The 25,711-nt window shown below is 55.6% G+C and carries 22 protein-coding genes; 10 read left to right on the top strand and 12 right to left on the bottom strand.

Going from position 1 to position 25,711, the window contains the following annotated elements:
• Positions 1–15: 15 nt before the first annotated feature.
• From KSF73_04925 to KSF73_04890, 8 genes are all read right to left on the bottom strand, one after another.
• A complete protein-coding gene (locus KSF73_04925) occupies positions 16–3,162 on the bottom strand; it encodes an efflux RND transporter permease subunit (GenBank protein ID MBV1775054.1) in 3,147 nt (1,048 codons plus the stop codon).
• A 203-nt stretch (positions 3,163–3,365) separates the two neighbouring features.
• Positions 3,366–3,695 (bottom strand): DUF4156 domain-containing protein, encoded by a 330-nt coding sequence (locus tag KSF73_04920; protein ID MBV1775053.1) that lies wholly within the window; start codon positions 3,693–3,695, stop codon positions 3,366–3,368.
• Positions 3,696–3,838: 143 nt separating this feature from the next.
• Positions 3,839–4,327, bottom strand: coding sequence for a nuclear transport factor 2 family protein (locus tag KSF73_04915; GenBank protein MBV1775052.1), 489 nt, complete (start codon positions 4,325–4,327; stop codon positions 3,839–3,841).
• 53 nt (positions 4,328–4,380) lie between these two features.
• The gene (locus KSF73_04910; protein ID MBV1775051.1) at positions 4,381–4,773 is read right to left on the bottom strand and encodes a DUF488 family protein; all 393 of its coding nucleotides are present in this window, start codon (positions 4,771–4,773) and stop codon (positions 4,381–4,383) included.
• 46 nt (positions 4,774–4,819) lie between these two features.
• A complete protein-coding gene (locus tag KSF73_04905; GenBank protein ID MBV1775050.1) occupies positions 4,820–5,329 on the bottom strand; it encodes a hypothetical protein in 510 nt (169 codons plus the stop codon).
• 39 nt (positions 5,330–5,368) lie between these two features.
• Complete coding sequence (locus KSF73_04900; protein MBV1775049.1) at positions 5,369–5,596, bottom strand: hypothetical protein; 228 nt, start codon at positions 5,594–5,596, stop codon at positions 5,369–5,371.
• Between the two features lie 22 nt (positions 5,597–5,618).
• The gene (locus KSF73_04895) at positions 5,619–7,484 is read right to left on the bottom strand and encodes a radical SAM protein (GenBank protein MBV1775048.1); all 1,866 of its coding nucleotides are present in this window, start codon (positions 7,482–7,484) and stop codon (positions 5,619–5,621) included.
• Between the two features lie 96 nt (positions 7,485–7,580).
• Positions 7,581–9,587 carry a UvrD-helicase domain-containing protein gene (locus KSF73_04890; protein ID MBV1775047.1) on the bottom strand — a complete coding sequence of 669 codons (2,007 nt, stop codon included), beginning with the start codon at positions 9,585–9,587 and terminating at the stop codon, positions 7,581–7,583.
• A gap of 210 nt (positions 9,588–9,797) precedes the next feature.
• On the opposite strand from KSF73_04890, the gene ugpC reads away from it, so the two are divergent.
• The 4 genes from ugpC (at position 9,798) to KSF73_04870 (ending at position 12,045) form a co-directional block, all read left to right on the top strand.
• Positions 9,798–10,907: a sn-glycerol-3-phosphate ABC transporter ATP-binding protein UgpC gene (ugpC, locus tag KSF73_04885; GenBank protein MBV1775046.1), complete on the top strand. Its 1,110-nt coding sequence runs from the start codon at positions 9,798–9,800 to the stop codon at positions 10,905–10,907.
• A 213-nt stretch (positions 10,908–11,120) separates the two neighbouring features.
• Entirely contained in the window at positions 11,121–11,354 is a 234-nt protein-coding gene (rpmB, locus tag KSF73_04880) for a 50S ribosomal protein L28 (GenBank protein ID MBV1775045.1), read from the top strand.
• Positions 11,355–11,370: 16 nt separating this feature from the next.
• Positions 11,371–11,526: a 50S ribosomal protein L33 gene (rpmG, locus tag KSF73_04875; GenBank protein MBV1775044.1), complete on the top strand. Its 156-nt coding sequence runs from the start codon at positions 11,371–11,373 to the stop codon at positions 11,524–11,526.
• 144 nt (positions 11,527–11,670) lie between these two features.
• Positions 11,671–12,045, top strand: coding sequence for a CbiX/SirB N-terminal domain-containing protein (locus KSF73_04870; protein ID MBV1775043.1), 375 nt, complete (start codon positions 11,671–11,673; stop codon positions 12,043–12,045).
• On the opposite strand, the gene KSF73_04865 is transcribed toward KSF73_04870, so the two are convergent.
• Positions 12,030–12,926 (bottom strand): LysR family transcriptional regulator, encoded by an 897-nt coding sequence (locus tag KSF73_04865; protein ID MBV1775042.1) that lies wholly within the window; start codon positions 12,924–12,926, stop codon positions 12,030–12,032. The genes KSF73_04870 and KSF73_04865 overlap by 16 nt on opposite strands.
• Before the next feature lie 202 nt (positions 12,927–13,128).
• Between KSF73_04865 and KSF73_04860 the strand changes: the two genes are divergently transcribed.
• The gene (locus tag KSF73_04860; protein ID MBV1775041.1) at positions 13,129–14,994 is read left to right on the top strand and encodes a CBS domain-containing protein; all 1,866 of its coding nucleotides are present in this window, start codon (positions 13,129–13,131) and stop codon (positions 14,992–14,994) included.
• The gene (locus KSF73_04855; GenBank protein ID MBV1775040.1) at positions 14,991–15,665 is read left to right on the top strand and encodes a 3'-5' exonuclease; all 675 of its coding nucleotides are present in this window, start codon (positions 14,991–14,993) and stop codon (positions 15,663–15,665) included. The genes KSF73_04860 and KSF73_04855 overlap by 4 nt, the downstream gene beginning before the upstream one ends.
• A 5-nt stretch (positions 15,666–15,670) precedes the next feature.
• Here KSF73_04855 and KSF73_04850 read toward each other — a convergent pair whose 3' ends face one another.
• Positions 15,671–16,495 (bottom strand): TIGR02285 family protein, encoded by an 825-nt coding sequence (locus KSF73_04850; GenBank protein ID MBV1775039.1) that lies wholly within the window; start codon positions 16,493–16,495, stop codon positions 15,671–15,673.
• Between the two features lie 512 nt (positions 16,496–17,007).
• Here KSF73_04850 and KSF73_04845 point away from each other — a divergent pair.
• From KSF73_04845 to KSF73_04830, 4 genes are all read left to right on the top strand, one after another.
• Positions 17,008–17,319, top strand: coding sequence for a DUF485 domain-containing protein (locus tag KSF73_04845; protein ID MBV1775038.1), 312 nt, complete (start codon positions 17,008–17,010; stop codon positions 17,317–17,319).
• The gene (locus tag KSF73_04840; protein ID MBV1775037.1) at positions 17,316–19,142 is read left to right on the top strand and encodes a cation acetate symporter; all 1,827 of its coding nucleotides are present in this window, start codon (positions 17,316–17,318) and stop codon (positions 19,140–19,142) included. The genes KSF73_04845 and KSF73_04840 overlap by 4 nt, the downstream gene beginning before the upstream one ends.
• Positions 19,143–19,230: 88 nt before the next feature.
• Positions 19,231–21,195, top strand: a complete 1,965-nt coding sequence (gene acs, locus KSF73_04835; protein MBV1775036.1) for an acetate--CoA ligase — start codon at positions 19,231–19,233, stop codon at positions 21,193–21,195.
• Positions 21,196–21,813: 618 nt separating this feature from the next.
• A complete protein-coding gene (locus KSF73_04830) occupies positions 21,814–22,845 on the top strand; it encodes a MerR family transcriptional regulator (GenBank protein ID MBV1775035.1) in 1,032 nt (343 codons plus the stop codon).
• 79 nt (positions 22,846–22,924) lie between these two features.
• Here KSF73_04830 and pnp read toward each other — a convergent pair whose 3' ends face one another.
• Both pnp and rpsO read right to left on the bottom strand, forming a co-directional pair.
• On the bottom strand, positions 22,925–25,054 hold the full coding sequence (gene pnp / locus KSF73_04825; protein MBV1775034.1) for a polyribonucleotide nucleotidyltransferase: 2,130 nt from the start codon (positions 25,052–25,054) through the stop codon (positions 22,925–22,927).
• 326 nt (positions 25,055–25,380) lie between these two features.
• Entirely contained in the window at positions 25,381–25,650 is a 270-nt protein-coding gene (gene rpsO / locus KSF73_04820) for a 30S ribosomal protein S15 (protein ID MBV1775033.1), read from the bottom strand.
• Positions 25,651–25,711 lie beyond the last annotated feature (61 nt).

The following is a 25,711-nucleotide window of genomic DNA, read 5'->3' as shown; positions in this document are numbered from 1 at the left end:
CCGTTATCTATTCGTTCAGGCCTGCGAATCTGTCGCCAGAACCTGTGTGTTGATCGTGTCATGCTCATGTGTAGATTGAGCATGCTTGGCCGCTTTGCGAGCGCGGCGCTTGTCCACATAGCCCACCAGATAGCTGTACAGCACCGGCACGACTACCAGCGTCAACATGGTGGAGGTAATCACCCCGCCAATAATCGCCCGTCCCATCGGGGCTTCGATTTCGCCACCGTCACCTGCGCCGATGGCCATCGGCAACATACCCAGCACCATGGCAGCTGTCGTCATCAGAATCGGACGCAAACGTACCTGACCAGCCTCTAGCAGCGCTTCGTGCAACGGCTTACCCTCGGATCGGCCCTTATTGGCAAAGTCCACCAGCAGAATCCCGTTCTTCACCACCAGACCCATCAGCATGATAAAACCGATCATCGAGAACAGATTGAATGTGGTACCCGTCACCAGTAGCGCCAGCACCACCCCGATCAGCGACAGCGGCAGGGAGGCCATGATGGCCAGTGGCTGGACAAAGCTGGCGAATTGCGAAGCTAGAATGAAGTAGATGAACAGGATGGCCAGACCGAGCGCCCCCAGGAAAGCGGTAAACGCCTCCGCCATATCGGATTGCTGACCACCATTATCAAAGCGATAACCCGGTGGCAACGCAGTCTTGTCGAGAATCTTCCTGACCTCTGCCCCCACTGTCCCGCTAGGACGGCCATCCACGTTTGCATAAACCGATACACGGCGCTGCAGATCCAGACGCTTCAGCTGATTCGGGCTGGACGCCTCTACAAAATCAGCCACCTGACGCATGCTTACCAGAATAGGCTTACCATTTTCATCCACCTTGGCACTTGTCACGGTCAAATCCTGCAGATCGGCCGCTGCCTTGCGCTCGGAGCGCGGCAGGCGGGCGATCACATCATAGTTTTGTCCATCCGATGCCAGCCAGTGAGAAATGGCGTCGCCAGCCAGCAGTGGCCGCAGTACCCGGCCTAACTGACCGTTACTGACACCCAGATCGCTCGCCGCTTCATGATTGATGCGCACGGATACAGCAGGTGCTGCCTCCTTTTCACTGCTTTGCAAATCGACAATGCCCGGAATCTTGGCGATTTTCTGCATCAAATCCTGGGAGATTGCAGTCAGCTGTGACGCATCCGGCCCGATAATCGACACAAAGATGGCATTCCCGTTATTACCCAGCTGCAGCTCAATCCCGGCAACCTTCTGGATGGCCTTGCGGACATCGGTTTTGATCTCCTGGGCCGAGCGACGCGGTTGCACATGCTTATCGACCAGTTTCAGACCAATGAAGGCGTAGTTGCGGCCATCTTCCGTACCGACATTGGTTTGCACCAGCGCAATTTCTTTAAAACCATGCAGGATATCTTCAACCTGGCGAACCTTAGCATCGGTGTAATCGAGGCTGGAGCCCACAGGTGTATTCAGTTGCAGTGCGATAAAGCCATCATCTGACTCTGGCACAAACTCTGCCCCCAGCATCGGCATCAAGGCAACGCTTCCCAGAAAGGTCGCCGTTGCAATCGCCAGCACACTTTTGCGATGATCAAGCGACCACTTCAGGATGGCGTCGTACCAACCGTGTACGCGCTCGATAAACTGCTCGAACTTGCCCAGCAAACGTCCCAGCCACGGCATGTACTTGAAGCGGCCTTCTTCCGGATCGTGCCAGATCGACGATAGCATCGGGTCCAGCGTGAAGCTGACAAACAGCGACACCAGCACAGCCACCGTCACGGTAATCCCGAACTGATAGAAGAACCGACCAATGATGCCGTGCATAAAGGCGACCGGCACAAACACCACCACAATCGCGAAGGTGGTGGCCATCACCGCCAGACCGATTTCCTGCGTGCCTTCCAGTGCAGCCTGAAAGTGGCTCTTGCCCATCGCCAGATGCCGCACGATGTTTTCCCGCACCACGATCGCATCGTCAATCAGCAAGCCAATCGACAGACTCAGCGCCATCAGGGTCAGGAAGTTCAGCGTAAATCCGAAGGCGTGAACCACGATAAACGCAGCCAGCACCGAAATCGGCAGCGTCAGCGCAGTAATCACTGTACTACGCCAGGAGTGCAGGAACATGAATACGATGAACACTGTCAGCACACCGCCTTCGATGATGGTCATCTTGGTGCTATCAACGGATGACTTGATGCTGTCCGAGTTCGCTTCGGTGATTTTCAGTTCTACATCGTCGGGCAAACGCTTTTGCAAGTCGGACACCGACTTTTTGATGCCATCACCCAATTCGACCACATTGGCACCCTGAATCGGCATGATATCCAGCGAGATCACCGGTTTACCATTCAGTCGCGAAATGGAGGTGCGCTCTTCTTCGCCATCCACAATATCCGCGACCTGATTCAGATAGACCGGCGTATTCCCGCGACGCGCCACAATCAGCTTGCCGAACATTGCCGGGTCTTTAATCTTGCCTTCTACCCGTACCAAGTGTTCTTTCACATTGCCGATCACGGCACCTGCCGGCACATCCTGATTGGCATCCTGAATGGCACTGATCACCTGATCCACGCCGACTTCAAGCGCGCGCATGCGGTCAGGGTGCATAAAGATCTGAATCTGGCGCGCGACACTCCCATTCACACGCACACTGCCCACGCCGCCTACCATGCGCAACTGCTTGGCGATCACCTGATCAGCCATGGAGGTGAGCTCGCGCAGCGAGCGGGTATCGGAACGCAGCGCCAGCTGGACAACCGGCTGGCTGTTTTCGGTGATATCCGCCTTCAGCACCAGCGGATCCTTCACTTCCTTGGGGAAGCTCGGACGCACCAGCGCCACCTTGTCGCGGATTTCCTGAATCGCCAGTGACGAATCCACATCAAGGCGGAACTCGATCTTCATCATCCCCACGCCTTCGCGCGAAGTGGCCCAGATATGCTTGATACCGTTGACGGTATTGATCTGATCTTCCAGCGGCTTGATCACATCGTTTTCGATTGCCTCGGGTGAGGCGCCCGGATAAACCACCTGCACAAAAGCAAGCGGGCTGGCGATGTTCGGCATGCGCTCTACCGGCAACAGCCGATAGGACACAAACCCAAGCACCAGCAAGGCCAGCATCACCATCGAGGCGAATACCGGATTCTTGATACTGACTTTGGTCATCCACATTTTATGTTGCCTCCCGGCGGGACTGCTTTATCAGAGCATTCAAGCGCATTTATATCGGTCCTGCATGACAGGCCTGACACATCGACCCGTCACATGCGTATCAAATTAAAAATACTTATGAGTATGGTATCAAAGTTTTGCGCATAAAAAAAGGCTGCACATCAATGCAGCCTGCCAGACGGTGCACTTTCCCCACTCTGAGATCAGGGACGGCACTTGTACATGGTAAACGTACGCTTGCCGATTTCGGGGCGCTCACCGGGGACCACAGTATCCGCACCGCTCTCCAACGCCGCATTGCGCGCCAGTTGTGACAGATCTGCATCCACGTCCTCGATGCTGCGACTGATGAATCCCACCTTTTCCAGCACGCTGACTGTGGTCGCACCCTTGCGCTGACAGCTGCTGACCTGTGTGGCTTCTGCAACAGACACACGGTCGGAACCCGCGGACACTTTGACCAGATTGCTCGCGCACCCGCCCAGCAATGCAGCCACAACCACGCCAGCCATTGCAAGATTGAACTTACTCATAAACGACCCCTCCCGATAAACAAACTCGGCAAGCTTACCACTGCGGCAGTGTTGAGCAAGCTCGCACAATGATACAGAGACGGATAAGCAAGAATGAGACTCAACTGTGTTTGAAATAAGCCGTCCTTACTTCCCCGCCCGGCTTAGTCTTTCAGCGCCGAATCCCAATGCTCCGCAATTTTGCCGTTCTCGATGCGGAACATATCAAACCAGGTGGTGGTGTAGGTTTGCTTCGGGTCTTTCGGATCTGGCATTGTGCTCACAAAACTCAGCACTACCAGATCACCTTCCGCAGTGATGGAAACCACAGGCTGCTGAATCTCTGCCTGAATGGCTTTGGGTTTGGCAAAGGCCGAGAAAAACTGCACGAATCCCTTGCGTCCGGTCGGCACATTGGGATTGTGCTGGATATAGGATTCGGTCAGGTATTTGTCCGCCAGCTCCAGATGCCCTGCTTCCAGCACCTCGCGCCAGAAGTCGAACACCAGTCTCTTGTTCTTCGCCAGTTGCGCATTGTCGCTGGCCAGCCATGCGGCCTGACTGGCGGCAGGCTTAACAGGCATTTGTGCGTGTACATCAGACAGAGTAGACAGACAGAGCAGTGCGGCGGCAATGGGGGTGAGCAGTTTCATGAGGCATCCTGTGGGTTGGGAAGGCGCAGGTAGCCGATACTACCCGCCGTCACTCAATCATCCACCATACTGGCCCCGGCCTCCAGTAACAGTCGCCGCAAAATCGAACGATGGCAACGCACCTCATTGTCGCAATAGCAGCCCATGGAAAAATTCGTCTGTTTCGACAGCGCCGCCAGCAGCTCAATTGTCCGGCTTGCATCCGGCAATTTCATCTCGCTCAAAAAGGCTTTCTCGAATACCCGCCACTGCGCATCTGTCTCGGCGGCTTGTCCGAGCTTCATGGTCTCGGCGCTAGGCGCCAGATTCGGATACCACACGTCGTACCAGTTGCCCGAAGCAAACTCGCTCTTCGGCACCCCACGCGGCGGACGGCGTACCGTCCCCATGCGCAAGCCCTCATCAGGTGCGCGGGGACTGCCTAGCTTGATGATGCGGATGGGCATGGGGCGGGCTTTCGTTGGATGGGAGTAAACCCCGAATATGGTCGGTTTACTGCTGATAAAACCAGTCGAGAAAAGTACCTGCAACTTCCGGCGTCATTTCCAAAAGCGCCTCAGCCATTTCAATCCGCCCTTTCGACACAGCGATGGCTGCAAGCACACTCGCCATAAACGCGTCATCCCACTCCCGGCCAGAAGCAGCCGCAACCAGTGCAGGCATGCTGGAAAGAGCGTCGAAATATGCAGCCGATAACGTGTCCGGAATCACCGTTTGATTTTTGACACGGCAAATTTCTACCCATGCAGGGAACTGAAAGTAAGCGAAGTCGACCTTCAAGGGATTCGCAATGATTGCAGCCACAACATGGGGAACTGCTGCAAATGAAGCCGTAAAAACGTCTCCCTGATGGGCTAGTGCGCTCCACAAACTGAACCAAGGTTCCTGATCATTACTGGATTCAGGCGCATGACTCAACTGACGCAAAAGTTCGGGAATATTCTCAGCAGACCCGTAAGCGTGATGGAGTTCAGACCAAAGTGGACTATCCAGATTTAGCATTTGAGGTCCCTAATCAATTGTCCAGACTCGAGTAAGACATCAGCGATTTAGAATGAGTCTCGTATCTACTTGCCCAGATAGAGCCGCCTCAACCGATTCAGCCCAATCGGTAACAATAGCCTGATCTATAGGGCGCCCATCTTCAAGCAAAGACATTGCGCCAAGCAATCCACCGAGTTCTTCACACCCGAGCGTATGCTGTTTATCCAGAAATGCATACATAGCCAGATAGGCTTGCTCAGGAGTGAGTACACGTTTTTCAGTCATATAAAGCCTCAAGGTGCTTCAATTACCCCAACGCCCGCACAATAAAATCCCGCTTCACCGTCGGCCGGGGCACTTTGATGTCAAACCAGCGGCGTACATCCATTTCCAGCCCGATGCCGTGCATATAGTTGTACAGCGCCTTGTTCAGTGCCCCGCCCAGCTCGCCATGATCGACGCCAGTGGGGTCGATAAAGCCAATATCGTTAATCGCAAAGGTCACTTTCGGCAGCGGCTTCAGCTTCACGCCATAGGCATCCGGGTCTTTGCCGACCGGTGAATGGATGGTGCAGGCAAAACGGTGGAAGAATCCTGATTGAATACAGCCGGATTCAAATAACTGGCGCACGTATTCCAGCGCGTCCACTGTATCCTGCACCGTTTGCGTGGGGAAGCCATACATCAGGTAGGCATGCACCAGCACGCCAGCATCGGCAAACGCATGGGTTACCCGCGCCACCTGATCGACTGATACGCCTTTTTTCATCAGCGCCAACAGTCGATCGGAGGCTACTTCCAGCCCGCCGGAAATGGCGATGCAGCCGCTTTGCGCCAAGAGCTGGCAGAGTTCCGGCGTGAAGCTCTTTTCAAAGCGGATATTACCCCACCACGAAATATTCACGCCCCGGCGCAGCAGCTCTTCGGCCAGTGCCTTCAGCACTTTGGGCGGTGCGGCTTCGTCGACGAAATGAAAGCCAGTCTGGCCGGTTTCCGCAATGATGGCCTCGATGCGATCCACCAGCAGGGTGGCATTCGCTGCTTCGTAGCGCGAGATATAGTCCAGCGTCACATCGCAGAAGCTGCATTTCTTCCAGTAACAGCCGTGGGCAATGGTCAGCTTGTTCCAGCGCCCGTCCGACCACAGCCTGTGCATCGGGTTAAGCATGTCCAAGAGCGACAGATAACCATCCAGCGGTAGGCCATCCCAGGTAGGCGTGCCGACTTCTGCAAACGGCACATCCGCTTCCGGATGATTGATATAACGTACCGCGCCAGCTTCGCGCACAAAGGTGCGCACCAGCTGCTCGACCGGCCGCTTGCCCGCCAGATGATCCATCAGCGCCAGCAAGGGTCGCTCGCCATCGTCCAGCGTCAGGTAATCGAAATAGTCGAACACACGCGGCTCTTTCAGCTCGCGCAGTTCGGTATTCACAAAGCCGCCCCCCAGCCCGATTTTGATCTCGGGGCGCGTGGCCTTGATGGTTTGCGCGATGCGGAAGGCAGCATAGACGGCACCGGGAAACGGCACCGAAATCAGTACCAGATCGGGTGCGTGGGTGTTCAGCGCGGTGAGCGTCAGGTCTTTCAGGTAGGTATCAACCAGCGTCTCCGGCGCGGCCAGTGCGCGCGCCAGTGGCTCAAAGGTAGGCTGGCTCAGCGCCAGCGATTCGGCGTAGCGCACAAATTCGAAACGCGCATCGGCCACTTCGCGGACGATATCGGCCAGATCATTCAGATACAGCGTCGCCACATGGCGGGCGCGATCTTGCGTACCCAGCATACCGAAAGCCCAGGCCAGCGGATCACCATCCTGTGGCTGCTCGGGATCGGCATAGTTATCAATTGCCACAAAACGCGGGCCTTCGGGCAGATACAGGCGGCTGGCAATGCGGTGCGCCAGCGTCGGGTCCTTGCCCTGCAAAAAGGCGATGGCCGGATCAACCGTGCGCGCATAGTGATCAAAATATTCGACAAAGCCATCCACCACTTCGCTGCGCTGCGCCTGCGGGATTTTTTCGGCTTTCTTGAACAGATCAGTGAGCCCCGCTCGAGACAACAGCTTCAGCACCAGCTTGAGCGCCAGATCTTCCTGAACCGCATTCACCTTGCGCGAGCGCAGGAAGCCGGTCAGGTAAGCCGTAGACGGGTATGGCGTATTCAGCTGCGTCATCGGCGGGATGATGGACAGAACCTTGCCCTGCCACGCTACGGGTGGCTCAGCGGCTTGCACCGTAGAAATCGGAATCACGTCCACGTCTCTCTTGCCTTATTTGTCAGTACGCGCCAGCAGGCCCGCCATCAGATTCGCCAGCTTGGCCTTGCCTTCGGCCTTGCTTACATCGGCTTTCTTTTCACCGGCCAGACGACCGCTAAAGCGGACCTCGTCTGCAGGCAGCTCCTTCAGGAAGCGCGAGGGTTCCACCACGCTCCATTCACCCGCCCGGCGACGTTTGCCGCAATAGGTAATGGTCAGGCCACGCTGCGCACGGGTAATCCCCACGTACATCAGGCGGCGCTCTTCTTCCACCATATTGCCGTCGATGGAATTGGTGTGCGGCAGAATGCCCTCTTCGCAGCCAATCAAGAATACGTGCGGATATTCCAGCCCCTTGGACGCATGCAGCGTGGTCAGGCGCACCGCATCGACTTCTTCCTCATCGCGCCCTTCCAGCAGGGTAATCAGCGCGATTTTCTGGGTCATTTCGATGAGATTGGTGCCATCCTCATCCCAGCGGCGGTTAAACCACGCCACCAGCTCCAGCACATTCTTCCAGCGCGTTTCTGCCGGACGCGGCTCGTCGGTTTCATAGAGCCATTGCTCGTACTCAATGGCATCCAGCAATTCATTCAGCAGCGCACCAGAGGGTTCCTTCGGCGCACGCGCCTGAATGCGGTTGATGAACTTGCAGAAGGTCAGCAGCGCCTCTTCCTGTTGTGGCTGCACGATGCCTTCAAAGCTGGGCAGATGCAGCGCTTCAAAGAGCGATACTTTCTTCTGCGCCGCAAATGCGCCCAGCTTTTCCAGTGTCACATTGCCGATGCCGCGCTTGGGCGTGGTCACGGCCCGGATAAACGCCGGATCGTCGTCTTCATTCACAATCAGCCGCAGATACGCCATCACATCCTTGATTTCGACCTTGTCGAAGAAGGATTGCCCGCCGGAAATCTGATACGGAATCTTGTGATTGCGGAACTGCGTTTCGATGATACGGCTCTGGAAATTACTGCGATACAGCACCGCGTAATCGCCAAACTTGGTGCGATTCTCGAATTTGTGCGCCAACAGTCGCATCGCCACGGTTTCGGCTTCGTGCTCTTCGTCCTTGGCTTCGACCACCTGAATGGGATCGCCAATGCCCAGCTCCGACCACAATTGCTTCTCGAACAGCTTGGGGTTATTGGCAATCACGGTATTCGCGGCGCGCAGAATCCGCGCAGTGGAGCGGTAATTCTGTTCCAGCTTGATCAGATGCAGCTTTGGGAAATCTTCCTGCAGCAGCTCCAGATTTTTCATATTGGCGCCGCGCCAGGCGTAGATCGACTGATCATCGTCGCCCACGGCAGTAAACATGCCGCGCAGGCCGGTCAATTGCTTCACCAGCCGGTACTGACAGGTATTGGTGTCCTGATATTCATCCAGCAACAGATAGCGCAATTTCAGCTGCCACTTGGTGAGGATGTCCATCTCGCGCTCGAAAAGCTCCACCGGCAGGCGGATCAGATCATCGAAGTCGACCGACTGATAGGCAAAGAGCGTGTCCTGATACTGGCGATAGATGCGCGCCAGCCGCATTTCGCCGTCGCTTTGCGCATCGCGTAGCGCCATATCCGGCGAGATGAAATCATTCTTCAGGCGCGAAATCTGGCCAATTGCGCCGCGGATTTCTTCCTTATCGGTCGTCGCCAGAATGTCCGAGACAATCTTGTAGGCATCAGACGAATCGAGGATCGAAAAACGCGGCTTGTAGCCCAGCGCTGCCGCTTCCTGACGGATGATCTGCAGCCCCAGCGAGTGGAAGGTCGAGACCGTCAGGCCCTTACATCGGGAGGGGTCGAGAATACCAGCCACCCGCTCCTGCATTTCCCGCGCCGCCTTATTGGTAAAGGTAATGGCGGCAATATTCTTCGCCTCGTACCCGGCGTGCTCGATCATGTAGGCAATTTTCTGCGTGATCACGCGGGTTTTGCCTGATCCGGCACCGGCCAGCACCAGCAAGGGACCATCAAGGTAGCGCACCGCAGCTTGCTGCGGCGGATTCATGGAATGCAACATGGAGAATATCTGTAGGGATTAGTCGAGCATTTTAGCACGATGCGCCCCGCATCCCGGCGCACCTGCCATCGGCTTGCAGGTGGTCTTATTGCGCCAATTACCCAATTTAAGCCATGCTGACCTTTATACCGGCCATTTGGCAGGGATTACCCTGTCTTAGCATGCGCCGTGAGTGGCATTTAACTGGACTGACATTCCCGGAGACACAGCATGGGCGCGCTCAGCCTGCGCAAAATCAGCAAAATCAGCGGGGACACGCGCATCCTCAACAACATCAATCTCGACATCGACAAGGGCAGCTTTCTGATTCTGGTCGGCCCCTCGGGTTGCGGAAAGTCCACACTCCTGAATTTAATTGCGGGACTCGATGAGCCCTCCAACGGGGATGTCCTGATTGGCGATGAAGTGGTGACGCAGCGCTCACCCAAAGATCGTGACATCGCCATGGTCTTCCAGAGCTATGCGCTCTACCCCAACATGACCGTGCGCGAAAACATCGCGTTTGGCCTGCAAATGCGCAAAGTATCGAAAGCCGAACAGGAAGCCACGATCGCCCGCGTCGCCACCATGCTGCAGATCGAGCCCCTGCTGGATCGCAAACCCAAAGCCCTGTCGGGCGGCCAGCGTCAGCGCGTCGCCATGGGTCGGGCGCTGGCACGCAATCCCGCGCTATTCCTGTTCGACGAACCGCTTTCCAATCTCGACGCCAAATTACGTGTAGAGATGCGTACCGAGATCAAACGCCTGCACCAGCGTCTCGGCACCACCATGGTGTATGTGACGCACGACCAGATCGAAGCCATGACGCTGGGGGACCGCATGGCGGTGATGAAAGGCGGAGAAATCCAGCAGTTCGGCACGCCGGACGAGATTTACAATGCACCCGCCAATCTGTTTGTGGCCGGATTCATTGGCTCGCCCGCCATGAATATCCTGCCCTGCACGCTGGTGGTGGCAGATGGTCGTACCAGTGTCAGCCTGCAATCGGGCATGCATGATGCCATCCGCGTCGATCTGGGCGTGGCCACAGACGCACACGCCGCACTGCACCAGCATCCTGTTCTGCTGGGCGTGCGCCCCGAACACCTGAGCGATGCCGATCCACTGGCGTTCAATTGCGGCACCACGCAGCTAGATGCCACGGTCGAGATGCTGGAACCGACCGGGCCGGATACCCATGTCAGCCTGACATTAAACGGCGTACCCGCCATTGCACGCAGCAAACCATCGGCAGCGCAACCCATCGGTGCTACCATGCGCCTTTCGCTGTCCGTTGCGAATCTGCATCTGTTCAATCCAGACTCGGGACTGCGAATTTAGGGGAATTTTTGCGCAAATTGCAGTACGTTCAGCAATTTGCCAGCGTGTGATTCCATGTTTTTTCTGTGCTAACTCCCGAAGGACAAAGCACAATTTGACACAGGACGCTCAACTCGTTATTATCCCCCCTCTTTGCGTTTTCGAGCGCGTCGCCGGTTTGGGCTGACGTGCCCTGCTGAACCCGTTTTTTTAGAGATAAGTCGGAGTCCAAACATGGCTCGTGTATGTAAAGTAACTGGCAAGGGTCCGATGGTCGGAAACAACATCTCCCACGCCCACAACAAAACCAAGCGTCGTTTCCTGCCGAACCTGCAATATCGCAAGTTCTGGGTAGAAAGCGAAAACCGTTGGGTTCGTATTCGTGTTTCCAACGCTGGCCTGCGTACCATCGACAAGGTTGGCATTGACGCCGTTCTGGCCGATCTGCGCGCCCGTGGCGAACTGTAATCGGGAGTAATAGAACATGCGTGAAAAGATCAAGCTGGAATCGACCGCTGGTACCGGTCACTTCTACACAACGACCAAGAACAAGAAGACCACGCCTGAAAAGCTGGAAATCAAAAAGTTCGATCCGGTCGCTCGTAAGCACGTCGCCTACAAGGAAACCAAGCTCAAGTAAGCATTGCTTGCCTGGCTTGTCTCTAATGTTTGGTGAGACGCAACTTAAACCTCCGTTCACACGGGGGTTTTTGTGTTTTCTAGCAGCACAAAGTACATCACTCACACTCAGTCATATACCGAGTATTGCGAGATTGTTGTCGACATGAAAAAAGGCATCATTCTGTTTGCCCATGGCGCCCGAGATCCGCTCTGGGCATTACCACTGGAAGCACTCAAAGCAGCCGTCGCAAGCCGCACGGACGCACCGGTCGAACTCGCCTATCTCGAATTGATGCAACCTACACTGGCTGACAGTGTGGCACGTCTAATCGGACAACACTGCTCTGCCATTGAGATTGTGCCCTGTTTTATTGCACGCGGCGCACATCTCAAGCGAGATTTACCGGCACAGGTAGCCGAACTGATGGCGCAACATTCAGGGCTGTCGATCACCATGAGCGATGCACTCGGTGAAGTGGATGCCATTCAGCAGGCCATGGCTGACTGGATCGTCAGCCGCCCTCAGACATCAGCCTGATCACTCAAGCCCCACACACGTTGCAGGGTGCGCTTGAGCGCCATCACCAGCAAGTCACCTTCGCTATCCGCCTGGTAGATAAAGCTCAGCCAGACACTGGCACCCGAATCGCCCCATGCAAATGTCCGGCCAGCTTCAATTGACGGCCTGACCAGATCCTCGCGCAATGCGCACAGACCCAGCCCGGCCTCGACACAGGCAAGCATGGCTTGCTCCTGATCGATATCGAATACCTTTTTCGGGGTGATGTTGTGCTCGCGCCAGATTTCAGCGTGCACTTTAGAGAGCATGGAAAACTGACTCGCCCCCACCCACGGCTGCCGCCCTAATTCGCGCCAGTCGCAGCCATCAAGCCGTTGCGCCCACTCTTTTGGCCCCACAACGATGAGACGCTCTTCACTCAATGGCGTGGTATGGACATTCTGATAGGGATTGCGACCGATAAAGAATCCTGCATCCACCTCATGTTTGCGAACCGCATTGAGCACGGCACCGCTTACACCTTGCGAGGTTGCAATCTGCAGTAAGGGATAATCTGACTTGAGTGCGCGCAACCATTGCCCCATACGCAACACTTCGGGCGTCAGGATGGTACCCACGCGCAACTTGCCGGAAAGCTGCCCCTTCAGTGAGCGAGCATGATTAAGCATGTCCCGGCTCACTTCGATGATGCGCTCGGCATCACCCAATAGCATCTGCCCCGCCTCGGTCAGCGTTACGCCGCTGGGTGTGCGGGAAAACAAGGCCACGCCTGTCTCTTCTTCCAGCGCCTTGATCTGTGCTGTCACTGCAGGCTGGCTAAGGTGCAGGATTTCGGCTGCCTGAGTCAGGTGCCCCTGCTGAGCCACCGTTACGAAGGTTCGCAACTGGTAGATTTCCACGTTGTGTCTCCCTGTTTTTGTTTGCATCACGGCCACTGGCTTGCCGTGCTACGCCGTGCGCGCTTATGCTTATCCCGACAGGTTAATGTCATTCCAGACAGCCGTCGACCCTTATATAAAAGGATTGACCTGTTTGATCATAGGCAAACACCTTGCACGTGGAGCCATTATGCTGGTTATTTGATATCAGCCCGGAGCATTCATGACCGCCCTCAGCCTGATCGAAGCGTTCTGTGACGAGTTTGCCCATACCGCCCCATTTGACCACATGGAGCGCGCAACACTGCGTCAACTGGCAGAACAGGCGGAGCTTGCCTATTTCCCGGCGGGCACGACGGTGTATCAAGCCGGACAGGCGATTCCCTACCTTTTTCTGATCAAAGAAGGGCGCGTTGGCAGTCGCTACAGCGACAATGAAATTCATGAATACACCAAAGGCGACCTGTTTCCACTCGGTGCAATTCTCACCGACCAGAGCGCTGCCGCTACCATGGAAGCACTGGAAGATACATTCCTGTATCGATTGCCGGGTGCCACAGTTGAAGCATTGCGCCAGCAAAGCCCCGCTTTTGCAGACTATTGCCTGAACCGGATCGGCCATCTGCTACTGCGATCCAGACAGGAACTGCAGGCCACGCTATCACTTGATAGCCGGCACGCTGCGCTGAGTACCACCATCGGGCAGATCATGACGCAGCCGATTAGTTGCGCGCCTGACACACCCTTACTGACTGCGCTGCAACAGATGCAAGCCGCACGCATTGGCTCGATCCTGATTGTGGATGGCCAAGGCATCGCTCATGGCATCTACACGCTGCAGGATCTGTTACGCACGGTGCTGTCGCAGGCGGATCTGAACGCCCCCATTTCGCAGTACATGAACAGCCCCTTGATTTCACTCTCACCGGATGCACTTGCCACCGATGCTGCGCTTTCCATGGCACAGCATCGGATACGCCACATCCCCGTGATCGAACAGGGAAGATTGCTGGGTATGGTGTCGGAGCGCGACCTGTTCGGCCTGCAGCGTGTCAGTCTGGGCAGCATCGAGCGCCAGCTGGAGCAGGCGGATTCGCCCGAGACCTATGCCGTGGTTGCAGAACAAATCCGCCAGCTGGGCGTCAATCTGCTGGCGCAAGGTCTGGCAGCCGAGCCACTGGCCCGGTTGACCGCCACGCTCCATGATCGATTATCCGCACGTATCATCGAGCAGCATCTCGAGCCGCTACGGGCTCAAGGTATGCAGCTGACGTGGCTGGTTTTCGGCAGCGAGGGACGGCAAGAACAAACCCTCGCAACCGATCAGGACAACGGATTGATCTTTAGCTGTCCGACCGGGGAATCTGCAGACGTGATACGCACAACACTGCTACCTGTATGCGCCACCATCAATCATATTCTCGACCGCTGCGGCATACCGTTATGCAAAGGCAATATCATGGCCATGAATCCGGCCTGCTGCCTGAGCCTGGACGAATGGGAAAACCAATTTGCAAGCTGGGTAGATGACGGCACGCCCGATAGCCTGCTGGCGGCCAGCATCTATTTTGATTTCCGCCCAATCTGGGGTGATGATGTACTGGCTGAGGCGCTGTTCGCGTCCATGCAAGCCCGTATTCGCGAGCGACCGCGTTTCTTATGGATGCTGACCCGGAATGCACTACTCCACGAACCGCCGCTCGGCCTCATACGCGACTTTGTGACGCAGCAGCATGAGGGTCATGCGGTCATTGATTTGAAAGCAGCGGGCACCGTATTTTTTGTCGATGCAGCGCGTATCTTTGCACTGGCGGCAGGCATCCGTATCAGCGCCACAACTGAGCGCCTGCGACAGGCGGGTGCAATCCTGAATATCGCCGCCTCGCGAATCGAATCGTGGATAGATGCGTTTCAATACTTGCAAATGCTGCGGCTACGCTGCCAGCAGGCAGAAATAGCGAGAGGCGAAATCCCCGGCAATCTGGTGCGCCCGGATCAGCTCACAGTACTCGACCGGCGTGTTCTGAAAGAAGCCCTGCAGGAAGCCAAGCGCATCCAGCGTAGCCTCAATCTGCACTGGCCCGCATGATGCCATCACTATACCGGCTCTTGCCCTGGCTATCCCCCCCCATCAGGCCGTGTGACTGGCGCACCCCGCTTGCGGACATGCACTGGCTGGTGGTTGATTGCGAATCAAGCGGATTGAATCCCCGTCGGGACAAATTGATCGAACTCGCGGCAGTCCCCATTGAAGGCCGGATCATTCATCTGGGTCGAGCCATGGAGCACGTGCTGCGCCAGGACAGCACCAGCAGCATCGCCAATATTCTCATTCACGGAATCAGCGGCCGCCGCCAGCTGGATGGCGACGCACCGGAGCTGGTCATGCAGACATTTGCGGCGAAGCTAGACGGCGTGGTTGTGGCAGGGTTTCATGCGGCATTTGATCGCGAACTCTGCAAGCGTGCCCTGCATCGCTACACCCTCAAGCGCTTAACCGGAAGATGGCTGGATCTCGCCGATCTGGCGCCAGCAATCTGCCCGGAACACGCACTCACCTGCCACACGCTGGACGACTGGCTCGCAGCCCTCAATATCCGCGTTGCCCATCGCCATACAGCTGCAGGTGACGCCCTGGCGACGGCGCAGCTGATGCAGACGCTAATCGCCAGAGTCCCCCCCGAATCCAGTGCTAAAGATCTGTTCAAACTAGCCGCAGCACATCGTGAGCTGGCGTTGCAGCGCAGCGTACTTAGATAAGTGACCTATTTCCTTGCTTTACCGGATGCCTTGATCAATTTACGCAATCGTTGCGCCGAATCATCGTCAAGCCATCCTTCATAAAATCGCTGAAATCGCTCTGAATTCCCTGCAGTCCGTATCACCCTGTTCATACGCTCGACAATGCGCTCGCCAAATGCACTTTTTGAGCAAGAAATCCGGGATGCCATCACATCGGGTTCCTCTTGTACCGGCAACCATCGCAACATAGATGCAGTTTCCGCATCCTGACGACCCAACCAGGTAATCTCGAAACCATACGTCAGCGCCGCATCAAGATTACGACCAAGTGCAACCCGCATGGCCAGCGCATCATCACCGGATGCGAGATCAATTCGCTCGAGCTGTGCACCTTCCGAATTGAGCAATGGATCAACTGTTCCACCATAAATGCGCTGATTCATCACGCCAATCCGACCTATATTAGATTGAATGAATTGCCGTAATGACACGCGTCCCTCCTCATCCATGAGCGAACGCAATGAGGCCAGCTTGTCCGCACGAATCAGCAGCCCACTTGGTAGAAAACTAAAAATGACATCACTGAAAACGCGTGACTGCGCACGCTCGGCAGAGTAGGTTGCACCCGCAATGCAGACATTCGGATAAACAGTGATATCGTGCGAAATTCTGACGGGCGCGGCAATCACGATACGGTGTTCATACTCGGGCAACCCTTCCTGAATCACCTTCATGATCTGATCAAGATAGCCTTTTCCCTGATCACGCCCCCTTAAAATGATCCCGGGAGGAAAGTCTCCGGCATACCACTGGATGACCTCCGCAGTCTGCGCCGTAGAAATCGCCATAAAAAACGCAGCGAATGCAATCCACCCTGTCCGCACCCGGTTAACCTTTCATTGAGCTTATCAGATCAGCATAACAGAACACCCGCGCAATCAAAGTACTCACCCGCCGGGAGTGATGTGAATGGTGTAACGACTTGCCTCGTATCTAAGTTGGCATCACCGATCAGAAGACTGCTTCAGCACTGGAGAACGCTTCAGTTCGACTAAATACCATACGACACACAGCAAGAGCCAAGAGAATGAAATGGCTTTTTCAATTCATACATTTCTACTTCAGCAAGACCGTCTGTCGCTTTCCTGCCAATCAGCTTTCCTGATCCCGCCAATCAATTCTGCAATGAAGGTTCGTTCAAACTGTTATGCAGCCTATCGTGTGCACCTGCAACATTGATATGACTGATTTGGCATATCCAAATTCGCGATTGGTCGGCACATACGTACCGAGAATACATTGACCCTACACCGCCCAGGGATTAATACGCGAGGCGGATCACCGAAGAATGGAGAAGCTCATGGAACACGACCTGATCGCAAGCATCAAGGCGAATCCAAAGTTCGCTGAACTGGTGCACAAAAAGACCAGCCTGGGGTGGACGCTGTCCATCATCATGCTGTTCATTTACTACGGCTTCATCCTGCTGATTGCGTTTAATCCGCAATTTCTCGGCACCCCGGTGTCAGAAGGCAGCACCATGACCATCGGCATTCCGGTTGGCGTAGGTGTTATTTTGTCCGCCTTCGTACTCACAGGTTTCTACGTCAAGCGCGCCAATAGCGAATTTGATGATCTGACACGCCAAGTCGTCGAGGAGACACGCAAATGAAAGCCAACTACACGCAACGCGCCGCCATGGCGCTTGCCGGGATGATAGCGCCCGGCATGGTACTGGCCGATGCACTGGCTGGTCAGACTGAAAAGCAGGCCGTCAACGTGTCTGCCATCGTCATGTTCCTCGTATTTGTGGCACTCACACTGTACATCACCAAGTGGGCGGCTGGCCGTACCAAATCTGCCAAGGACTTCTACACCGCAGGCGGTGGCATTACCGGCTTCCAGAATGGTCTGGCCATCGCGGGTGACTATATGTCCGCTGCCTCCTTCCTGGGCATTTCCGCCATGGTGTACGAAAAGGGCTACGACGGCCTGATCTACTCCATCGGTTTTCTGGTCGGCTGGCCTGTGATTCTGTTTCTGGTAGCTGAGCGCCTGCGTAACCTCGGTAAGTATACCTTTGCCGATGTCGCCAGCTATCGTCTGGCACAGGGTCCGATTCGTACACTGGCCGCAACCGGCACACTGGTTGTGGTTGCGCTGTACCTGATTGCCCAGATGGTGGGCGCAGGTCAGCTGATCAAGCTGCTCTTCGGTCTGGAATACAATCTGGCCGTGGTTGCCGTCGGCGTACTGATGGTGCTCTATGTGATGTTTGGCGGCATGCTGGCCACCACCTGGGTGCAGATCATCAAAGCGATCATGCTGCTGTGCGGTGCGACCTTTATCGCCGTCATGGTGCTGGCATCCGTCGGATTCAGCCCGGAAGCCATGTTTGCCAAGTCGGTTGAAGTAAAGAAGACTCAGGCTGCCGCTCTGCAAGTCAAAGCACAGGATGCCAAAGCCAAAGCTGACGCCGCTGCGACCGCCAATGCCGCCGACGCCAAGGAACTGGGCGAAAAAGCCAAGAAGCTGGGCGAAGACGCAGGCAAGGCCGCCAAAGCCAACATCATGGCTCCGGGCAACTTCAACGACAAGACCGTCAACACCAAGAGCGCAATCGACGCGATCTCGCTGGGTATTGCCCTGATGTTCGGTACCGCCGGTCTGCCACACATCCTGATGCGCTTCTTTACCGTGGGTGATGCAAAGGAAGCCCGCAAGTCGGTGTTCTACGCAACCGGTTTCATTGGTTACTTCTACATCCTCACCTTCATCATCGGCTTTGGCGCCATCATGCTGGTCAGTACCAACCCTGCATTTAAAGATGCAGCCGGTAAGTTGCTGGGTGGCAATAATATGGCAGCGGTTCATCTGGCGCATGCTGTGGGTGGCGATCTGTTCTACGGCTTTATCTCTGCCGTGGCCTTCGCAACGATTCTGGCGGTGGTATCCGGTCTGACACTGTCCGGCGCATCTGCCATCAGCCACGACTTGTACGCCAATGTGTTTGCCCGCGGCCAGCATGACGAAGGCAAGGAAGTCATGGTATCCAAGATTTCCACACTGGCACTCGGTGTCATCGCCATTCTGCTGGGTATCATGTTCGAAAAGCAGAACGTCGCCTTCATGGTGGGTCTGGCCTTCTCGATTGCCGCGTCTGCCAACTTCCCGGTGCTGGTGCTGAGCATGTTCTGGAAGGGTCTGACCACCCGTGGTGCCGTCATCGGCGGTGCAATCGGCCTGATCATGGCTGTTGTGCTGATCATCATGGGCCCGGCCATCTGGGTTGACGTGATGGGTCACGCAAAGGGTAGCGAACTCTTCCCGTACAAGAATCCGGCTATCTTCTCGATGACTGCCGCCTTCCTGTTCACCTGGCTGTTCTCGATCACCGATAAGAGCAAGCGCGCTCAGGACGAAGCAGACGCCTTCGAAGCGCAGTTCGTTCGCTCGATGACCGGCATTGGTGCCGAAGGTGCCTCCAAGCACTAAGCACCCGCAATTTGATTGTCCATAACTCGACGGCACCCGCCGCATGACGGCGGGTCGCCCTCCGCGACCCGCCTCTCAGGAGATAAACATGTCCACGCTCGAATCTGTACTCAAGGAAAACCGCGTATTCCCGCCGACTGACGATTTCCGTCTGAATGCCAAGGTGTCCGGTATTGAGGGTTACAACACGCTGTGTGAAAAGGCGACCGCCAACTACGAGGGCTTCTGGGACGAAATCGCCCGCGAAATGCTGACCTGGCACAAGCCCTACACTCAGGTACTCGACGAAAGCAATCGTCCCTTTTTCAAATGGTTTGCCGATGGCGAACTGAATGTCAGCTACAACTGTCTGGATCGTCATCTCGATACCAAGGGCGACAAGACAGCGATCATCTTCGAAGCGGATGATGGCGCCGTCACCAAGGTAACGTACAAGGAATTGCATGCCAAGGTGTGCCAGTTTGCCAATGGCCTGAAATCACTCGGCGTCAAAAAGGGCGACCGTGTAGTGGTGTACATGCCGATGGGCGTGGAAGCCGTTGTCGCCATGCAATCCTGTGCACGGATCGGTGCGATTCATTCAGTCGTATTCGGTGGCTTCTCGGCAAAGAGCCTGCAGGAACGCATCAACGATGCAGGAGCCGTTGCCGTCATCACCGCAAACGAAAGCCTGCGCGGCGGCAAAGCTGTGCCACTCAAGGCAGTGGTAGACGAAGCCATTGCGCTCGGTGGTTGTGAATCTGTTAACAAGGTTGTCGTATTCCAGCGTACCGCCAATACAACCGCGTGGGATGCAGGACGCGATATCTGGTGGCACGAACTTACCGCTACACAAGCGGCACAATGCGAACCAGAATGGATCAATGCCGAAGACCCACTGTTCATCCTGTATACATCCGGCTCCACCGGCAAGCCAAAGGGTATCCAGCACTCTTCGGCAGGCTATTTGCTGGGCGCAGCCAACAGCTTCCGCTGGGTATTCGATCACAAGGGTGATGACGTCTTCTGGTGTACCGCCGACGTGGGCTGGATTACCGGTCACAGCTATGTTTGCTACGGCCCCCTGGCCAATGGCGCCACGCAGGTTATTTTCGAAGGCGTACCAACCTACCCCGATGCCAATCGTTTCTGGGAAATGATTGCCCGCCACAAAGTCACGATTTTCTACACCGCACCGACAGCGATCCGTTCACTGATCAAGCTGGGTGCCGATCTACCAAAACAGCATGATCTGAGTTCGTTGCGCCTGCTGGGCACGGTGGGCGAGCCGATTAATCCGGAGGCCTGGATCTGGTATCACGAAGTGGTTGGCGGCGGCCGCTGCCCGATTGTGGACACCTGGTGGCAAACTGAAACCGGAAGCGCCATGATTGCCCCCCTGCCAGGTGCAGTGGCGACCAAACCGGGTTCCTGTACGCTCCCGCTGCCCGGCATCATGGCAGACATCGTTGATGAATCCGGCGCCACAGTCGAACCCGGTAAAGGTGGGATCTTGGTTATCAAGCGCCCGTTCCCAAGCCTGGTACGCACGATCTGGGGGGATGCCGATCGCTACAAGAAGACCTATTTCCCGGAAGAATTCAACGGTCAGTACTATCTGGCAGGTGACTCGGCTAATCGTGACGAAAACGGCTACTTCTGGATCATGGGGCGGATCGACGATGTACTGAATGTGTCGGGACACCGTCTGGGCACCATGGAAATCGAATCTGCGCTGGTTGCCAATCCGCTGGTCGCGGAAGCCGCAGTTGTGGGCAAACCGCATGAGATCAAGGGCGAAGCAGTAGTTGCGTTCGTGGTACTCAAGGGTGCACGTCCGATGGGCGCGGATGCCAAGAAGGTGGCAGATGAACTGAAGACATGGGTGGCCCATGAAATCGGCAAAATTGCGCAACCAGACGATATCCGTTTTGGCGAGAATCTACCCAAAACACGTTCTGGGAAAATCATGCGTCGTCTGCTGCGGTCCATCGCACGCGGCGAGACGATTACGCAGGATACCTCGACACTAGAAAACCCAGCCATTCTGGATCAACTGCAGCAAGCGATTTAAAGCGTCTCGCCCACACACAGCCACCGGACTCCGGTGGCTTTTTTATTTTGTCCCCACCCAAAAAACTCGCATTTTTTTGCACTTTTCAGCGTCGCCACACCCCAGAATTAAAAATTCCACGCACCGTAAAATGTGCTTTATTAACAGCAACATAAGACAGAAATATATAAACATGAAATAAATCAGTCATTTTTACGCACGCTTTTTAGCGCATTTCACAGGATGAATCCCCCCTCATTCATGAGAGTATTCATGAAAGCTGCAATCTAGGAAGATACATGCACTCGGACGACGCACTGCCACCCCCACCCTGGCAGCGCAACGGCGGCGGCGAACATCGACTTGATCAGGAAGAGGATCAGGAGGAAATAACTTCGATGCCGGCGCTTCGAAGAATACGTCTGTTTATATTGTTTGAATATTTTAAGTGATAGCGCTTTATAACCTAGCAGACAGGCCGCCCTCGCAAGAGCGCGGCCTGTTGATTTTTGCACATCTCCCGCTTACATGCCAACATTCTCGCCCGGGTGGCCTTGCAATCATCCAACACATCATCGCACATTCGGCTTGACCCTCACGCAACGTAAGGGCTGACAGTGTACGTATGGAGGCAGACACATGACACTTCGAGTGGGCGAACTAGCAAAGCAAACGGGACTCACCGTTCGCACCCTGCATCATTACGACCAAGTGGGCTTGCTCTCCCCCTCCATACGCGCGGATAACGGCTACAGGCTCTACAGCGCTCATGATGTGTCCAGGCTTTACAAAATACTGGCACTCAAGCGGCTAGGCCTGAGTCTGGATGATATCCGCACGACACTCGAGGGATCGGGTGATTCGCTTCCAGCACTGATTCAGCAACAGATCGCAGGCCTGAATTCACAGATCCAGAATGCGATCTCGCTCAGAGACAGGCTAGTTCAGCTGCATCAGCAGCTTGATCGCGGCGATTCGCCTTCCCTCGCTGACTGGCTTAAGACACTGGGGATGATGACCATGTACGACAAGTATTTCACCACGGAAGAGCAAGCTGAGCTACATGCACGGCGCGATCAGCCTGAGGTTGCACGCACCGAGGCCGCCTGGCCCGAACTGATTAACCGGGTATCCGGCTATATGAAGGCCGACCTTCCACCTGCGCATCCAGACGTGCAAACTGCCGCTCGCACCTGGCTTCACTTTGTTCAGTCATTTACCGGTGCGAATCCATCCCTGATGGTCAAATCGGCCAATATGATGATGAATGAAAAGCCAGTACAAGCAGCAACCGGTATTGAGCCAGATATGATGCGCTATATGGCGCACTCACTGGCCACCATCAGGCTGGAGCTATATTCGCAGTTCCTGAGTGAATCAGACATGCAGACCATGCGTCAGCATTTCGGAACAATGGGCAATGAGTGGCTACCCGTGATTCAGCGTGCACGCACACTGCTGTCGCAGGGCTTAGCAGTCGATCATCCTGAAGTTCAAGCGATTGCCCGGCAATGGGAGGCGCTGACTGAACGTGCAGCAGGAACTGATCCTGTCACACGGCAGCGTTTACGTGCTGCCTGGGAGAGTGATCCCGCATTGATGGCTCGTACAGGCGTCGATCGCGCCCTGCTCGACTATATGCGTCAGGCAGGCATTGATGCAGTCTTCTGATTTGACGATGCCTTAGCAAATCCACAAAGGAAAACGCCACGCATTGCGTGGCGTTTCTATTTACACAGGCAGCAGAGGATTACTCGGCTGCTGGTGCAGCCTGAGCAGCGGCTTCGTCAGCCAGCGCAGCCTTGATCGACAGGCGCACACGGCCCTTTTCGTCTTGCTCCAGTGCCTTCACGCGCACAATCTGGCCTTCCTTGAGGTAGTCAGCCACATTGTTAACACGCTCGTTCGCAATTTGCGACACGTGCACCAGACCATCGCGACCCGGCATGATCTGGACGATCGCACCGACGTTCTTGTCGAGAATCTTCACGACCGGGCCTTCGTAGATCTTGCCGATTTCGATCTCGGCTGTGATCTGCTCGATGCGACGCTTGGCTTCATCCGCACCTTCGGACGATACGGAAGCGATGGTAATCGTACCGTCTTCCTGGATATCGATCTGGGTACCGGTTTCTTCGGTCAGCGCGCGGATCACCGAACCACCCTTGCCGATCACGTCACGGATCTTTTCCGGATTGATCTTCATGGTGTACAGACGCGGAGCATGCTGGCTGACTTCAGCACGGGCTTCGCCCATTGCACCCTTCATCTTGCCCAGTATGTGGATACGGCCTTCCTTCGCCTGATCCAGCGCCACCTTCATGATTTCCTTGGTGATGCCATTGATCTTGATATCCATCTGCAGCGCGGTCACACCATTTTCGGTACCGGCCACCTTGAAGTCCATATCGCCGAGGTGATCTTCATCACCCAGGATATCGGACAGCACGGCAAAGCGGTTACCTTCCTTGATCAGACCCATGGCGATACCGGCCACATGCGCCTTCAGCGGCACGCCAGCATCCATCAGAGACAGACAGCCACCGCATACGGACGCCATCGAGGACGAGCCATTGGATTCGGTGATTTCCGACACCACGCGCATGGAGTAGGAGAAATCTTCCTGCTTCGGCAGCACGGCCACCAGTGCACGCTTGGCCAGACGACCGTGACCGATTTCACGGCGCTTCGGCGAACCGACGCGGCCAGTTTCACCGGTGGAGTACGGCGGGAAGTTGTAGTGCAGCATGAAGCGTTCGCTGTATTCGCCAGCCAGCGCGTCGATGATCTGCTCGTCCATCTTGGTGCCCAGTGTAGCCACAACCAGTGCCTGGGTTTCACCACGGGTGAACAGCACGGAACCGTGGGTGCGCGGGAGGACGCCAGTACGGATTTCAATCGGACGCACGGTGCGGGTGTCGCGACCGTCAATACGCGGATAACCGTCCAGAATCTGGTTACGCACGATCTTGGCTTCCATATTGTGGAAGATATCCTTGATCTGGTTAGCGCGCAGGGTATCGGTTTCTTCAGTAATCAGCGCAGCTTCAACCTTGGCCCAGGCTTCATTCAGCTTGGCTGTACGTTGCTGCTTTTGCGGGATACGGAAGGCTTGAGCGATGTCTTCGCCACCAGCAGCCTGAATCTGGGCTTCCAGTTCGGCATCGGTTGCAGGCGGTTCGAATTCCCACATTTCGGGATTCACTTCGTCGGCCAGTTCGTTGATGGCCTTGATCGCAGCTTGCATCTGCTCGTGGCCGAACACGACGGCACCCAGCATCACAGCTTCGGACAATTCCTTCGCCTCGGATTCAACCATCAGCACGGCTTGTTCGGTACCTGCCACCACCAGATCCAGTTGCGAGCTCTTCAGCTCGGTACCGGTCGGGTTCAGGATGTACTGACCGTCCACATACGCCACGCGCGCGGCGCCGATCGGGCCCTGGAATGGTACGCCGGAGATAGCCAGTGCGGCGGATGCACCGATCATGGCGGGGATATCCGGATCGATTTCCGGATCAACAGACATCACGGTCGCAACGATTTGAATTTCGTTGTAGAAACCTTCCGGGAACAGCGGACGGATCGGACGATCGATCAGGCGGGAGGTCAGGATTTCCTTTTCGGAAGGACGGCCTTCGCGCTTGAAAAAGCCACCCGGGATCTTGCCGGCGGCATAGGTACGTTCCATGTAATCAACGGTCAGCGGGAAGAAGTCCTGACCCGGCTTGACCTTCTTGGCACCCACTACGGACACCAGAACAACGGTGTCATCCATCGACACCTTGACTGCGCCAGATGCCTGGCGGGCGATTTCACCTGTTTCGAGGGTGACAGTGTGCTTGCCATATGCAAACGATTTTGTAATGCGATTGAACACGAGAGGTTCCTTATTCACGCTCATCGCTGTCAGCGAGCAACGATGCAATTCCCTCCGGCGCGCTGATCTCCTCCGCATGACGGGGACGCCGGGGCCTCAGCCAACCTGCCACACCCGTCGACGGCTGAAGCCTGTTCGAGGACGGCGTGCGATCGTTGCATAAAGCAACTGGATGCGATGAAAACAATAGACTGCGCGAATTAACATCGGCAATCGGAGAATTCGGGGTGATGCAAAAAGATCAAGGCAGTGTAAACAGATTGGTACAACTTGCTGCCCCAATAAACAAAAAGGTCGCGGTTTCCCGCGACCTTTTCTTGAAGCGCTTACTTGCGCAGACCCAGCTTGGCGATCAGAGCACGGTAGCCATCCAGGTTAGTGCGCTTGAAGTAATCAAGCAGCTTGCGACGACGGCTAACCATCTTCAGCAGACCACGACGGCTGTGGTGATCCTTGGCGTTAGCCTTGAAGTGATCGGTCAGATCGTTGATGCGAGCGGTCAGCAGAGCCACTTGAACTTCGGTGCTGCCGGTATCGCCAGCGGCACGTTGGTTGTTCTTGACGATTTCTGCTTTTTGAGCAACGGTAATTGCCATTTGGTAAAACTCCAAAACATAAAATGCACGTTATCGTGCAGTCGAGCAAGGCGAGCCACTT

It is taken from the genome of Burkholderiaceae bacterium DAT-1, from assembly GCA_019084025.1.
Taxonomy (GTDB): Bacteria; Pseudomonadota; Gammaproteobacteria; order Burkholderiales; family Chitinimonadaceae; genus DAT-1.
The sequence above is the reverse complement of the archived record's forward strand: the minus strand, read 5'-3'. Positions and strand labels throughout refer to the sequence as shown.

Excerpts from the sequence above, each read along its gene's own strand:
- KSF73_04925 (MBV1775054.1), bottom strand. The coding sequence starts at position 3,162 with ATGTGGATGACCAAAGTCAGTATCAAGAATCCGGTATTCGCCTCGATG.
- KSF73_04920 (MBV1775053.1), bottom strand. The coding sequence starts at position 3,695 with ATGAGTAAGTTCAATCTTGCAATGGCTGGCGTGGTTGTGGCTGCATTG.
- KSF73_04915 (MBV1775052.1), bottom strand. The coding sequence starts at position 4,327 with ATGAAACTGCTCACCCCCATTGCCGCCGCACTGCTCTGTCTGTCTACT.
- KSF73_04910 (MBV1775051.1), bottom strand. The coding sequence starts at position 4,773 with ATGCCCATCCGCATCATCAAGCTAGGCAGTCCCCGCGCACCTGATGAG.
- KSF73_04905 (MBV1775050.1), bottom strand. The coding sequence starts at position 5,329 with ATGCTAAATCTGGATAGTCCACTTTGGTCTGAACTCCATCACGCTTAC.
- KSF73_04900 (MBV1775049.1), bottom strand. The coding sequence starts at position 5,596 with ATGACTGAAAAACGTGTACTCACTCCTGAGCAAGCCTATCTGGCTATG.
- KSF73_04895 (MBV1775048.1), bottom strand. The coding sequence starts at position 7,484 with ATGACGCAGCTGAATACGCCATACCCGTCTACGGCTTACCTGACCGGC.
- KSF73_04890 (MBV1775047.1), bottom strand. The coding sequence starts at position 9,587 with ATGTTGCATTCCATGAATCCGCCGCAGCAAGCTGCGGTGCGCTACCTT.
- ugpC (MBV1775046.1), top strand. The coding sequence starts at position 9,798 with ATGGGCGCGCTCAGCCTGCGCAAAATCAGCAAAATCAGCGGGGACACG.
- rpmB (MBV1775045.1), top strand. The coding sequence starts at position 11,121 with ATGGCTCGTGTATGTAAAGTAACTGGCAAGGGTCCGATGGTCGGAAAC.
- rpmG (MBV1775044.1), top strand. The coding sequence starts at position 11,371 with ATGCGTGAAAAGATCAAGCTGGAATCGACCGCTGGTACCGGTCACTTC.
- KSF73_04870 (MBV1775043.1), top strand. The coding sequence starts at position 11,671 with ATGAAAAAAGGCATCATTCTGTTTGCCCATGGCGCCCGAGATCCGCTC.
- KSF73_04860 (MBV1775041.1), top strand. The coding sequence starts at position 13,129 with ATGACCGCCCTCAGCCTGATCGAAGCGTTCTGTGACGAGTTTGCCCAT.
- KSF73_04855 (MBV1775040.1), top strand. The coding sequence starts at position 14,991 with ATGATGCCATCACTATACCGGCTCTTGCCCTGGCTATCCCCCCCCATC.
- KSF73_04850 (MBV1775039.1), bottom strand. The coding sequence starts at position 16,495 with ATGGCGATTTCTACGGCGCAGACTGCGGAGGTCATCCAGTGGTATGCC.
- KSF73_04845 (MBV1775038.1), top strand. The coding sequence starts at position 17,008 with ATGGAACACGACCTGATCGCAAGCATCAAGGCGAATCCAAAGTTCGCT.
- KSF73_04840 (MBV1775037.1), top strand. The coding sequence starts at position 17,316 with ATGAAAGCCAACTACACGCAACGCGCCGCCATGGCGCTTGCCGGGATG.
- acs (MBV1775036.1), top strand. The coding sequence starts at position 19,231 with ATGTCCACGCTCGAATCTGTACTCAAGGAAAACCGCGTATTCCCGCCG.
- KSF73_04830 (MBV1775035.1), top strand. The coding sequence starts at position 21,814 with ATGACACTTCGAGTGGGCGAACTAGCAAAGCAAACGGGACTCACCGTT.
- rpsO (MBV1775033.1), bottom strand. The coding sequence starts at position 25,650 with ATGGCAATTACCGTTGCTCAAAAAGCAGAAATCGTCAAGAACAACCAA.